This window comes from Leptospira perdikensis, assembly GCF_004769575.1.
Classification (GTDB): Bacteria; Spirochaetota; Leptospiria; order Leptospirales; family Leptospiraceae; genus Leptospira_A; species Leptospira_A perdikensis.
In genome coordinates this window covers 672096-686119 of the sequence record NZ_RQGA01000014.1, presented here as the reverse complement: position 1 = coordinate 686119, position 14024 = coordinate 672096, and the positions used below count along the sequence as shown (strand labels likewise).

Genomic DNA, 14024 nt, shown 5'->3' with positions numbered 1-14024 from the left:
AGTATTATGAAAATCCAACTCTTTGTATTGTTTTCCTTTTTGTCTTTGTCCGTAGCTTGTGATGATTTAGGTCGTAGCATCCTAAAAAACTACAATAAAAAGTATGAAACCGATGGGCAGGTCCTTGGATCTAAACCTCTCTTTATTGGTGCCGATTCTGGTCGCAAACAAGTAGCCATTTCTTTGCAAGAAGTCGTAAAGGTAAAGGAACCCACAGACATCCAATTTCCTCCAGGGGACACTCCCTTTTTATTTGCCCTTGAGAAATCAGGGAATATGATTCTATTCCATCGGGAAAAAAAGACAAGTCGTGTCCTTGCCAAATTCCCCGTCATTACGGATAGCGAAGAAGGACTTCTTGGTCTAACCTTCCATCCACAATTTCCTAAACAACCAAAGTTATATACCAATTATGTAAACGCGATCAACAACAAAGATGTGACCATCGTTTCTGAATGGGTCGTGGAAAATCCAACTAACTATGAAAATATGAAACTTGTCAACGAACGAGTGTTATTACAAGTGGAACAACCCTATCCCAATCACAACGGGGGGCAGTTGGCATTTGGTCTGGATGGACATTTATACATTGGACTAGGTGACGGTGGTTGGAGAGCCGACCCCAAAAACAACGGACAAAATCCAAACACTTTACTTGGATCTATTTTAAGAATCAGTGTGACTCCAGACTCCAAATCGAAAAAACCTTATTCCATTCCTTCTGACAACCCATTTGTGGGAAAAGTAGGTTTCGCTCCAGAAACTTTTGCGTACGGAATTCGTAATCCTTGGCGAATGAGTTTTTCACCTGACGGACGTTTGCTTGTAGCTGATGTGGGCCAAGATGCTTATGAAGAAGTAGATATCATCCTTTCTGGAAAAAACTATGGTTGGAACCAAACCGAAGGATTCCATTGTTTTACCGATGGATGTAATACGGCACTTTACGAACCTCCATTTTATGAATATGGCAGAGACGAAGGACAATCCATCACTGGCGGTTATGTGTATACTGGTTCCGCTATTCCTGAATTGAAAGGAATGTATGTGTTTGGTGATTTTATCCAAGGAAAAATTTGGGCAATCCCTGTTCCAAAACCTGGAGATAACACAAAGGTAACAGAAACCATAACTCTTGGAAAATGGAACCTACTCATTCCGACATTTGGTCGGGATAATGATGGAGAAATCTTTGTGGCAGACTACCAATCGGGAACCATTTATAAAATGGTAAAACCTTAATCAAAATAAAAAACCCCTATGGATGCACTTTAATCTCCTATTTATGAAAAAACTATTTTCGCATTTGCCGTTTTACATTCGGTTTCATTTACTTCTTGCTGGACTTGGAATTGTATTTCTTACGATTTACCGCGCTACCTTTTTTGTCATGTATTCCTATCGGATGAATGACAAATCTGTTTGGATCATTCTGAAGGCATTTATCAAAGGTGCCAGGTTTGATATCTCCGTATTGTGCGTGTTACTTGGCGCTAGTTTACTTTACTCCACTTTGCACTTTCTGAATAGAAATCGTGTGTATAGAGCTGTGTGGCGAACATTGCCGGTAGTCTTTATCATTTTGTTATTATTCCTTCTCATCGCCGATTTGATTTATTATGAGAACGGAAATAAACATTTAGGATATGAAGCCTTTGCTTACCTTGGATTTGAGATGTTACCTCTTGTGGGATCCGCATTTTCTCAAAATCCATTTTTATTTTTGTTCGGTCTTCTTGTAATTTTTGGAATTTGTTTTGGAATTTATAAAATTCAATCTAAGTTCCCTTACACACATATCAATTTACATTACAAGTGGGCGAGTTTGCAGTTTCTTGTGGTTCTAGCTCTTTTGGTTCTTGGAATCAGAGGAGGAGTGCAAACAAGTCCCCTTAGGACAAGTGACGCCATCATCACTAAGGAAACCATCACCAATGATTTGGTTCTAAATCCTGGTTTTACTGTGATCACAGACCTAAAGATGACCAAAGTTGATGACCGCCATTTTATGAAACTTGTCGATGCTAGTGCCATTGTTCAAAAAGAAGTGAGTTATCCTGGTGCCAACTTTGTGAGTGAGGAATATCCTTTACTCCGTAAAACAACACTAAACACAAACAAACCTTTACCTCATATTGTTGTCATTGTTTTGGAAGGTTGGACGGGGAAGTTCATTGATATCATTGGAACGGGCAAGGTAGAAGGGAAAGTAGTCACACCTTATTTTAATCAACTCATAAGACAAGGGATGTTCTTTAAGAATTTTTTTGCAAGTGGGGGACGAACCACAAATGGTCTTATGGCCCTAATGGGAGGAATTCCTGATAGGCCAGGTCTAACGGCTGTTCGTACGCCACAAATCCTGAATCGTTTTTCAGGACTTGGAAATATTGCGAAAACCATTGGGTATGAAACTCTTTTTGTAACAGGAACCGATCTCAGTTTTAATAATAAGGGAAGTATCATGTACCACTGGGGATTTGACACTCTGGTCGGTAAAAATGAATTAGAAAAAGTTCCTGAATACAAAACAGGGCCTTGGAGTTATTTGGACGAAGCCTCACTCGATGCCATGCACAAACGCCTCCTTCTTGTAAAACCAGACAAACCTATTGTTTCGGTAATTCATACAGGAACCACTCACTATCCTTATAAAGTGCCAGAGGAAAAATATCGTTTGTTTGGAAAAGAAACCCAAGACAGCGAATACCTAAACGTTCTTCATTACGCAGATTTTGCTTTAAATGAATATTTGGAAAAAGCAAAAAAAGCTCCTTATTTTAAAGACACCATTTTCTTTTTTGTCTCTGACCATAGCCACCATCGTTTTCTCAATTATTATGAGGATCGGAATGTTCCTCTTTTGATTTATGCTCCAGGAAAGATCAAATCGGAACTACGCGAGGATTTTACTTCTCAATTGGATTTAATTCCGACCATACTTGGATTTATGGAAAGGGAAGTATACTTTAGTGTAATGGGTCGGGACTTGAGAAAAGTAAAGGGCCAGTCAGCTTATTTTGCATACGGAAATATTTTTGGATGGATTGAAGACGATTTTTTATATTACCAATCAGTTGCAGGTGGTTTAGGTGAGACAAAAACCATCAAACCGCCGTTTGTTGATATTGGTCTATGTTACCAAGATATCAATTTATGTAAAAAACATGGGGATAAAACAAAGGCTTTTTTGAATTTTGGAGACGAACTCCTGAAGTCGAACCATTTGTTCCCTTCGGAGTCCGTTCTAAAAGAGATTCGATCTAATACCAAGTATTAGAAATATTACTCAAATCAAAGAAGGTCTTTCGTTTGAGGATGATCCAAACTAAGGATACAAACGAGAGGCCAATGAGTGGGATGGCAAAGATTTCAATATTGGGAATATTGGAATAAACCAGTGCGGAAACAAATGCCAAAATAAAGAGCACGTTCCTTACCACTTCAGTTCTTCTCGACCATCGTTTCATCTCCATGGTTCGATCAATGGAGAACAAACTGAAGACAATCACAATCGATAAAATTCCAAGAGTTACCATATCTTTTTCTAGGTTGATTTTTGCTACCTTCCAAATCACAAGACCTACTCCCATAAGAACTGCCGCTTGGAGTGCCACATAAATCATAACACCCATTGGAGGTTTGGGATCGTACTTCACGACTTTGTTCGGTTCTGGGGCGGCATCAGCACTTGTGATTAAGTAAGCCGGTTTCCAACCTGGTGGTCCAAAGATGGTTTTAAAAACATCACCAAAAGACTTACAATGCAATATTTGTAGAAACATATCCTTGAAGACATGGAGGTTCACTGTGATCGGATTGAAGGAATTGACAGGTTTTGTTAAACCGTAGATAGGTTCTTCCGCTTCCCATTCAAAGGATCCAAACATACGATCCCAAATGATAAAGATGCCACCGTGATTGCGGTCAATGTATTTTGGTTGGATTCCATGATGGACTCTGTGGTTTGAGGGAGTCACCATAAACTGTTCCAAAAATCCTAGTTTTCCGATGAAACGAGTGTGGACCACAAATTGATATACTTTGAGAATTCGGTGGCTCAGTAAAAACATCGCTCCTGGAATTCCAAGCAGTGCCATAGATAAAAAGTAAATATATTCGAATATTCTTTGTAATCCATTCCCACGAAAGGCAACGGATAAATTCATTTCTTGTGTAGAGTGGTGAGTGACATGAGTTGCCCAAAACAAATTGATTTCATGGCAATGTCTATGAAACCAGTAATAGATAAAATCAGCTAAGACAATCGTAAAACTCCAAACTCCCAATGCATACCAGTTCACAGAAAAACTCGGTGAAAAACTCACTGGGCTTTCTAATGGAAAGAAATTGTATCCAAGCGTAGAAAGTGAAAAGTTTTTCTCGATTTGGTCATAAACATAAAGGGCTCCGAGTAGAATTACCACCCCAATCAATGCAAAAATGACTCCCGTACTCACATCAGCAATGAGAACGTTCAATCGGTAGTATTGTTTTCCCTTGATGTAGGAAACAAAAATTTCGATACCTATCAGCGCGACCATGACGATAAAGGCATATTCCATAAAGGCGTCGCTATTCATTCGTATATTTTCCTCACTAGATACTAGGCTTTTGAATCTCTGTATGTAAGTCAATGTCCATTTAGATTCAGTAATTTCACTAAGAATCGTTCTAGAATTCAATTTTAGACTTGTTCCTAAAGAGATTCTAGGGTAAGACTGAATGAATTGCCGGAAATTCTTGTCCCTACGGGGGGCACCGAAAAGATTGGCTAAAGGTGGATCATCCAAACATATGAAAGAGGAAATACCGGTTCTCAAAGGGAAAACCAAAAAAGAACTAGAAGAGTTATGTGTTTCCTTGGGTCTGGAAAAATACCGAGCAGCGCAAATTTATACGGGTATCTATAAGAGCCGTTATACGAATTTAGACCAGTTCACGACACTTTCTAAAGAAGCTCGTGAAAAACTAAAACAACATACTTCCTACCCGGAAATTGAAATCGGAAGAGACTTGGCCTCCAAAGAGGACGGGACTCGGAAATTCACTTTTTATGTGGGTGAAAACAAAGAGATCGAAGCCGTTTGGATTCCTTCAGGTGATGGTGGCCGTAAAACCATTTGTATCTCTTCCCAAATTGGATGTACCCTCAATTGTAAATTCTGCGCGACGGGCCTTTTGGAATACAAGGGCAATCTACACACTTGGCAAATCCTCGACCAAATTTTGCAAGTTGAACGCCTAGTGGGGGACCGCGCGACTAATATCGTTTTTATGGGAATGGGCGAACCCATGCACAATTATTTTTCTGTGATGAAGGCGGCACATATCCTTCGTGATCAGGAAGGTTTTGGTCTCGGGGCACTGCGGATCACTATTTCAACCGCAGGTGTGACCACTGGGATCAATCGTTTTATTGAAAACAAAGAGCCGTTTAATTTTGCAATCTCTCTGAACCACCCCAATCCTAATTCTCGTTCTTCTATAATGGATGTAAACGACAAACACCCGTTAGAGAAATTGATTGATTCCGCTAAAAAGTTTACAAAGGAACTCGACCGGGCCATTACTTTTGAATATGTAATGATTCCTGATGTCAATATGGGTCGTGATAATGCGGAACGACTCGCAAAAATCGCACGTTCTGTAAACAAATGTAAAATCAATGTAATCCCACTCAATACTGATTTTACCGGTTGGCGTAGACCAACAGATGATGAAGTCAAAGATTTTGTAATGCATCTCAAAGCAAAAACTACAGCTCCCATTCTCAACCGAAGGAGTCCTGGTCGGGACATCAATGGCGCATGTGGAATGTTAGCACTCAAAGGAATTCGAAGTGAAACACGGTAAATGGATCTTAAGTCTTGCGATAGCTATCAGTTTTGCAAATTGCCAAGATATAGTGGAAAAAAAATGCCAAGCTGCTTGCGAAGTATTTGTTTCTTGTACGGAAGAAGAATTAAAACTTACCTTAGCACCTGATGTCAAACGTACAGGCCGAATCCAATGTATGGATGGATGTACCACTCACAATAGTGACATCCTTCAATGTTATGACCAAGAACCCAATTCCTGTAAAGGGTTTGGACAATGCCTCATCCAAATTGGTACTTTAGAATGAAAGAAACACTTAACACCTCAGAAAGAATTTTTTATCGAATTTTATTACTTCTTGCATCCCTTCCGGTTTTATTCACTCTTCCTTTAGATGTAATCGATATTGATAGTTCGCAATACGCTAGTATTAGTCGCGAACTCGTGTTATCTGGAGATTTTTTTACTTTATTTGATAATGGAAGACGTTACTTAGATAAACCCATTTTGACTTTTTGGACGATTGCTAGTTCTTTTTCCTTATTCGGAATTAGTAATATTGCATTTCGAATTCCAGCAATTCTTATCACCTTACTTTCCGTTTTTTCAATTTATCGGATCACCTTATTGACTGGTGGAAAAGAAAGACAAGGATATCTTGCTTCTTTTGCTTACCTTTTGGCACCTGGGGTTTATGCTATGGTGGTAGATCCAAAGATTGATGTCTATCTCACTGCTTATTTAGTTTTTACTTATCATTTTTACTATCTTGGAAGGAAAAAAAATCCCAATTATTTCTATCTGATGTATTTGATGATGTCTATGGGGTTTGTCACCAAAGGCCCAATTTCTGTAGTCATCCCTGCATTGTCTATTGGTGGAGATATTTTATTCCGTAGAGATTGGAAGTTACTTCTTTCTATGAAAATACCTACAGGTATTTTTGTTCTCGCCTCCCTTCCTGCTTTTTGGTGTGTTTTATTATACAAAAGTTTTAACTCGTATGGTCCTTCCTTCTTTTTATGGATCCAGTCTTTCGGGCGATTTTATAAAGAGATGTATGATGTGAAGTTTGATCCATTTTACTTTTATAAATCTTTTTCATGGGCATTCTTTAGTGGTGTTTTGCCAATGATCATTTATCTCGCTTTTCGAACTTACAATTATATTAAGTCATTTGGATGGAAGGAAATCCTCAGAAAAATTAGAGCCAACGAATACAAAGAAATTGATTTTGTGATTCCATTCTGGGTTTTTTTGTTTTTGTTTTTAATTTCGTTTTCTCGTTTTCCACTCCCACAATATACCTATTGGGTACTTCCTGGTGCGGCGCTCTATTTTGGAAAACTTGCGGAAGAGAGTTTATTTCGTTCGAGTGTGGAACGCCTTCGTCCGTCCTTCTTAATTGCTGGCCTTGTTTATTTGGTAGGATACTTTCTCATCCCTGTTTTTGTAGCAGATGTAGGAATTCTATACTATGTATTTGGAATCATTGGGATCCTATTTATTGTATTGTCGGCCCAACTCATTCCCCTAGAAGTGCTTGTCACTCTTGTGGGAGCCACTTTGTTTTTCAGTGCGATTAGTTTAGAATTTTATCCTTTATTGACAAGTTACCAACCTTCCAAAGAGTTTGGTGCCAAAATCAAAGAACTGGAACCAAACGAACCTGTGGTTTATACTTTTTGGTTGTCCAATTCCAAACGTTCCTACGGTTTTTATGCGGAACGGAATTTTAGGAATGTGTATGATAAGGAGAAATTAGATAAACTTTGGACTGAAAAGCCAGAAAGGCTCCTCATCCTGCCTTCTGAAAAACTCGCCCAATTGCAAGACCTCGTAGGGTCTGGATACAGCATAGAGCCGGTTCTCGAGCGGGAGTCCTTTAAAGTGGCCACTCCAACCGTTGGTTTTTTGAAAAAAGAGACGAGGGGCCTTGTCACAAAGAAAATTTCTTTGATTTGGCTAAAAAAAATTCAGGGGAAATCTTCTAAAAATTCGAAAGTATAACTAGGCTAAATTGTGTAAGTCTGGTTTTTAGGGCCCTTCGATGTCAGAATCAGGGCCTTTTTTTTTGTCCAAGCCAGGTCTCGTTTCTTTGTCGTTTTTCCTTTTCTTCTTTTGTGATACTCCCTAACAGCCTTGCTGATCCAGATTTAGGATTTGGATCCTTCCCTTTTTTTTGGAAATATTTTTCTAAGAAATCCTTTTCAATTTCTAAAATTGCTGTTTAATACCCGTCACATACGGTGTGCTATGAAAAGTTTAAAATACATCCTCGGTCTCTATACCTTTCTTTCGATTCTTGTTTTGTCCGTTGTTGTTTCGACTCTCATTTTGTATCTGAACTGGGGACTCCTTGTCAAAGTGTATCGAGGGGAGATGGAAAATGCAGGCAAAAGTGCCGGTGCCGAACTTTCCAATTATTATAAATCGCAGCTGCGGATCGCAAGTTTACTTTCCAAACAAAGAGAAATTGTGGAATCCTTTCAATCGGGTAAGGCTGAATTTGCGACCAATTTACTTGTTGGGATTATGCAAGATGCTAACGGCGAATATGAAAATATATTTTTATCAGCACCCATTCAAAATGCAAAAATTTTCGCCGCCGGGATTCCCCGTTCTATTGGTTACCAATTGGAGGAAGACAAAACAGGAGACCATGTCGTTGTCGCTCTAAAGAAAAAGTTTTTAATTGGATCTGTTCAGGAATCGCCTATCACTGGTTTGCCGGTAAGTTTGGTTTCTTTTCCCATTGAAGACAATGGAAAGTTAGTAGGAATTCTTTGGATCGCTTTGAATTTAGAACAAGTTTCCAAAAGAATGGGGGAAGGCATTCATGTTGGCGCCAATGGTTATGTAACAGCCATCACCACAAAGGGAGTTGTTTTTGCCGGTCCTGACAAAACGAAAATTCTAAAAGTCGATTTGAGTAAAATTCCGGAAGGCCGTCCCATCTTGGAAGCCAAAGATGGTGCTTACTTTGAATATACAGAAAATGGGCAGGACAATGCCCTTCTCATCAAACGTTTAGAAGAATGGAATACCATCATTGGAGTGGTTCTGCCTAAATCTGATATGAATTCTGGATTCATTCAGGTAGCAATCACGGCTCTTGTGGTTGTGTTTATCATCACAGTTCTTGTAGTTTGGGGGATCTTCCGATTCTTAAAAAAACGTCTGTTCCCTTTGGAAACCTCCGTATTAATTTTAGATAAAATGGCAGCAGGGGATTTAACAGAATCATTAACGCTTACCAACAATGATGAAATTGGAAGGATGAATTTGGCTCTCAATGGTTTCATTACAAGCATTCGTAGTTCCCTCGGTGAAATCCAAAAGGTAGCCGAGGAGATCGCTTCATCTTCCGAAGGATTACGAGAGTCTTCTGCTAGTTTTTCTGATATGGCCCAAGGAACAGCAGCTTCTTCGGAAGAGATCTCGGCCACTACAGAAGAAGTGGTCGCCAGCATGGAAACAACGGCCGTATCCACAGCAAAACAACATAACAATATCGTTGAGTTCAACCAAAAGATTTTGGAACTGTCGAAAGGTGCGATCCAAATTGAAAAGGATACTAAAGCGGCCCTTGCCAATACAGAGAACATTACCAAACAAGCCAAACTCGGCGGTGAATCACTCAACCAAATGAAAGAAGTCATCAATGTCATTTTGGAATCTTCTTCTGAGATGAAAGAAGTGATCGGTATCATTGATGAAATCTCCGACCAAACCAGTTTACTCGCCCTCAATGCAGCGATTGAGGCCGCAAGGGCAGGTGAGGCAGGTCGCGGGTTTGCCATAGTCGCAGAAGAGATTTCCAAACTCTCCGATAAAACAGCTCATTCCATCCAAGCCATCGAGGATATGATTGGTAAGAACAGCAAAGAATTGGAAGAGGGTGCAAAAGGAATCCGTTCTTCCGTGGAACTCCTCAATCTCATCATCCGAGATATAGCCGAAGTGGAAAGTGTAATGAAACGACTTTCTGAAGCCACTAAATCCCAACTGAGTTATAACCAGGAAGTCGATGAACGTTCCGCTGAGGTAGGTCGTGAGTCTGAATCCATTCGTGGTGCCATTGAGGAGCAGAAACGAGCCATCCAACAAATTTCAGAATCGGTGCTTGGGATCAATAATGAAACCATGCACATTGCATCAGGGTCCGATCTCGTAGCTTCCTCCTCCAAAAGTCTATCCCATGCAGCAGACACTTTGCGTTCCATCACGAAACGATTTCGAATTTCGCAAACGTAATGGGAAAGGGTTCTGGTAGTTTGTTTGTAGGCCTTATGCAAATCTTAGGCCTATGTGATCCTATTTGAATATTTTAGAATAAAAATAACGATTGTTTGGTGGCATTATCCCAAGTTATTGAGACTCGGTTTCAATAAGGAAAGTTCATAGAAAATTTTGAATTATGTCTCTTTTCATGTTTTTTCGCAACCAAAACCCTTACATACTTGCTTTTTTTCTGATTTTACCTTTCCTTGTCAGAAGACAGTGTAAACGGATTCAGGAAATCTGCGAATGAATATAAAAATACTCAAGATCTCTGTGCCTATCGTTGCAATTGCAGCCTTAGCATATTTGATTTTTTCACCTAGCCGTTATGTGGGCTATTCACCCGACCAGCCCATCCCCTTCAACCATAAGATACATGCCGGCGATAACAAAATCGACTGTAAGTATTGCCATACTGGTGTTGAAAATTCGGCCCATGCCACAGTTCCCCCAAGTTCCACTTGTATGAACTGCCATGGAGCAGGTAACGTAGCGGGAAACCAAGAACATGTTAAATGGCTCAAAGAACAGTACGATAGCAACACTCCAGTATCCTGGGTGAAGGTCCATGACCAACCAGACTTCGTATACTTCAACCATTCACGACACGTACAACGCGGTGTCGATTGTTCCACATGCCACGGTAACATGGCAGAGATGGTAAAGGTTAGACAGTCCAAGTCCCTCAATATGGGATTTTGTGTCGATTGCCATAGAGAGAACAATGCTCCTAACGATTGTTCTACGTGCCACAGATAATCGGGAGACAAGTAATAATTTATGATGAAAGACGATAGTTTCCAAAAAGAAAAAAAATCGCTTTGGCAATCTTATGAACTTCGCGGAACTTCTCGCGAACGTGAATTGCAAAAGCAAGAGTTCTATAAATCTCCAGATCCCCTAATTGCAAAAATCAAAAAGGGTGATTTCGACAGAAAAACTTTCTTAAAGTTTATGGGTGCTTCTGTAGTTATGACTACGGTTGGTTGTATCCAAAAACCTGCAGAGAAAATTGTTCCTTATGTAAACCTCACCATCAAGAACCCAGACAATAACGAAGTAGAACAATACGACTTCGTAAAACATGGACACTCTTACCACTACGCATCAGTTTGCGGTGGATGTTCTGTTGGTTGCGGAATTTTAGTAAAAGCAAAAGACGGACGACCTTTGAAACTCGAAGGAAATCCAAACCATCCTATTTCGGAAGGTGCTCTTTGTGCTTCTGGCCAAGCTTCAATCTTTGATCTTTATGATGCAGACCGTGCTAAAGAACCACAACAAGTGGTGAATGGAACTGCAAAGTCTAGTGACTGGTTTGTTTTAGACAAAGCTGTAAAAGAGAAACTAAATGCCAACAAAGGGAAAACCATTGTTGTTACAAAACCTCTTTCTTCTCCTGCAACTGGAGAATTCATTTCTGAATTCTTAAAATCAGTTGGTGGTGGAAAACACATCGAAGTTGCTTTTGCTTCTTCTGATGATGCAATTACAATTGCGCAAGAAAAATCTTACGGAAAGGCTGTTTTACCAAACTACCATTTCGACAAAGCAAAAGTAATTCTTTCCATCGATAGTGACTTTTTAAATCACACAAACTACCACAATGACTTCTCTAAAAGAAGAGATCTGCAAGACAAAGGTGTAAAATCCTTCAATGCTTTCATTGCGGCAGAAACTCATCCGTCAATGACGGGTTCCAACGCTGACCAAAGAGTCCCTTTAAAACCAGGTGACCAAAGAAAGTTTGCTCTTGTGATTGCTAAGGCTCTTTCTGATTTGGGAGTGGGTGGTGCAACCGGAGTTTCTGGAATCAACGTAGAAACATCGGCAGCGGAGCTTGGAATTTCCAAAGAAGTCGTTCTTCGCACAGCGAAAGCTCTTGCTTCGGCAAAGGGTGAGTCTCTAGTTGTTGCTGGTGGATCCAATACTCTTACTGAGGATTCTGTTGATCTACAAATCGCAGTGAACATGTTAAACAGCATGCTCGGTAACGATGGAAAAACCATCGATGCTGGAAATCCTTTGAAAGAAGGACGATCCAACTATACCGAAAACTTAAAAACTCTCGCAAAAGACTTAAAAGAAAGAAAGGCCGGTGTGGTTATTCTTTTCGGTGTGAACCCTGTCTACCAAGCGCCAAACGGAGATGAGTGGAAAAAACTCCTTCACGAAGCAGCACAAGTAGTACAAGTTTCTGACCGAGTGGATGAAACAGCTCTTGCTTCCAACTGGCTTGCTCCAGTATCACACTTCCTTGAGTCTTGGGGAGATAACGAATCGGTAGCAGGAATTGTATCTGTACAACAACCTACCATCCGACCAATTTTCCAATCCAAAGCGTTTGAAGACATGCTCATCACTTGGGCTGGCGGATCTCTCCTTGGTGCGAGTTCGTTATACGACTACCTCAAAACAAAATACTCTAAAAAAACAAACTGGGAAGACCTACTTAGAAAAGGTGTGTTGGTTTCTGGTAATCCAAAAGCTGACAAAGGCGCGCGTTCCTTCCGCGGAAACATCGCACCTCTCACGGCTTCTAAGTCTGGTTTAACTGTTTCTCTTTACGAAAGCACCGCACTCGGGGCAGGCGAAAGAGCAAACAACTCGCAACTCCAAGAACTTCCAGATCCAGTATCAAAAGTCACTTGGGACAATTATGTTGCGATCAGCCCACAATACTCTCGTTCGTCGGGAATCAAATTGAATGATGTTGTCACAGTCACTGTTGGCGGTAAATCATTTGAACTTCCGGCTCTCATCCAACCAGGTCTCCATCCAGAAGCAGTGGGAATTGCTCTTGGTTACGGAAGAACAAACGTGGGTGAGATTGGAAACGGAGTAGGGAAAAATGCAAATACTCTTGCAGCAGAAGTAAACGGATCCTTTGTTTACTCTGGACTTTCGATCACTCTCTCTCCTACAGGAAAGAAATACAAACTCGCTACCACACAAGACCATCATATGATGAGCCCTGGTGTGATGATGGGTGTTGAGTGGAAAGAAAGACCTCTTATCATTTCTGCAAAACTCCAAGATTATGCTAAAAATCCTGGTGCAGGAATTCCTGAACCAGAGATTCCAAAAATCTTAATCGATGGAAAACTACAAAGAGCCCAAGGAGCTAACGCTCCTTCTGACCAACCAGGAAGCCAATTCGCATACCCAGGATACAAATGGGGTATGGCTGTGGATCTTACTTCTTGTTCTGGTTGTGGAGCTTGTGTTGTTGCTTGTAATATTGAAAACAACGTGCCAATGGTAGGACGTGATGAAGTCAGAATGGGTCGTGAGATGCATTGGCTTCGTATTGACCGTTACTACATCGGTGATCCTGAAAAACCGGAATCACTCGAAATTGCGCACCAACCACTGATGTGCCAACATTGCGACAATGCTCCTTGTGAGACAGTTTGTCCGGTAGCTGCGACTGTTCACAGTACGGAAGGAACCAACGATATGGTTTACAACCGTTGTGTGGGAACTCGTTACTGCTCGAACAACTGCCCTTACAAAGTGCGTCGTTTTAATTGGTTAGAACATTGGAATGAACACAACTTACTTGGCGAAGCAACACCTACATTTAAGGCACGCCCTCCAAGAAACCTTGGTCTCAACCCAGATGTAACCGTTCGTTCTCGTGGGGTTATGGAAAAATGTAACTTCTGTGCTTCTCGAGTTGCTGAGAAAAAAATCGCAGCGAAAAACGAAGGAAGAACATTGCGAGATGGAGAAGTGAAAGCTGCATGTGAACAAACATGTTCTTCTAATTCCATTGTGTTCGGTAACGTAAACGATCCTGAATCTAAAGTAGCGAAGCTCTTGAAAGACCCTAGGTCTTACAAACTTCTGGAATACCTAAACATCGGACCTGCTGTCAGCTACATGACTCGCGTTCGAAACGAAGTTTAACAGGGAGA

Annotated in this window: 9 protein-coding genes; 8 read left to right on the top strand and 1 reads right to left on the bottom strand. The window is 40.6% G+C overall.

Going from position 1 to position 14024, the window contains the following annotated elements; genetic code table 11:
- The first annotated feature begins 6 nt into the window (after positions 1-6).
- Together EHQ49_RS16015 and EHQ49_RS16010 are read left to right on the top strand one after the other, a co-directional pair.
- Entirely contained in the window at positions 7-1242 is a 1236-nt protein-coding gene (locus EHQ49_RS16015; RefSeq protein WP_135580624.1) for a PQQ-dependent sugar dehydrogenase, read from the top strand.
- A 22-nt stretch (positions 1243-1264) separates the two neighbouring features.
- The gene (locus EHQ49_RS16010; protein WP_244241514.1) at positions 1265-3280 is read left to right on the top strand and encodes an LTA synthase family protein; all 2016 of its coding nucleotides are present in this window, start codon (positions 1265-1267) and stop codon (positions 3278-3280) included.
- Here EHQ49_RS16010 and EHQ49_RS16005 read toward each other — a convergent pair.
- The gene (locus EHQ49_RS16005) at positions 3264-4583 is read right to left on the bottom strand and encodes a sterol desaturase family protein (protein ID WP_135580622.1); all 1320 of its coding nucleotides are present in this window, start codon (positions 4581-4583) and stop codon (positions 3264-3266) included. The two genes, EHQ49_RS16010 and EHQ49_RS16005, sit on opposite strands and share 17 nt — an antisense overlap.
- Positions 4584-4797: 214 nt before the next feature.
- Between EHQ49_RS16005 and rlmN the strand changes: the two genes are divergently transcribed.
- The 6 genes from rlmN (at position 4798) to EHQ49_RS15975 (ending at position 14016) form a co-directional block, all read left to right on the top strand.
- A complete protein-coding gene (gene rlmN, locus EHQ49_RS16000; RefSeq protein WP_135580621.1) occupies positions 4798-5856 on the top strand; it encodes a 23S rRNA (adenine(2503)-C(2))-methyltransferase RlmN in 1059 nt (352 codons plus the stop codon).
- Positions 5843-6127 (top strand): Cys-rich protein, encoded by a 285-nt coding sequence (locus tag EHQ49_RS15995; RefSeq protein ID WP_135580620.1) that lies wholly within the window; start codon positions 5843-5845, stop codon positions 6125-6127. The genes rlmN and EHQ49_RS15995 overlap by 14 nt, the downstream gene beginning before the upstream one ends.
- Positions 6124-7830, top strand: coding sequence for an ArnT family glycosyltransferase (locus tag EHQ49_RS15990; RefSeq protein WP_135580619.1), 1707 nt, complete (start codon positions 6124-6126; stop codon positions 7828-7830). Before EHQ49_RS15995 ends, EHQ49_RS15990 begins: the two co-directional genes overlap by 4 nt.
- A gap of 246 nt (positions 7831-8076) precedes the next feature.
- Positions 8077-10077 (top strand): methyl-accepting chemotaxis protein, encoded by a 2001-nt coding sequence (locus tag EHQ49_RS15985; RefSeq protein WP_135580618.1) that lies wholly within the window; start codon positions 8077-8079, stop codon positions 10075-10077.
- A gap of 273 nt (positions 10078-10350) precedes the next feature.
- Positions 10351-10863 (top strand): cytochrome c3 family protein, encoded by a 513-nt coding sequence (locus tag EHQ49_RS15980; protein ID WP_081581578.1) that lies wholly within the window; start codon positions 10351-10353, stop codon positions 10861-10863.
- A gap of 24 nt (positions 10864-10887) precedes the next feature.
- Complete coding sequence (locus EHQ49_RS15975) at positions 10888-14016, top strand: TAT-variant-translocated molybdopterin oxidoreductase (protein ID WP_208732239.1); 3129 nt, start codon at positions 10888-10890, stop codon at positions 14014-14016.
- Positions 14017-14024 lie beyond the last annotated feature (8 nt).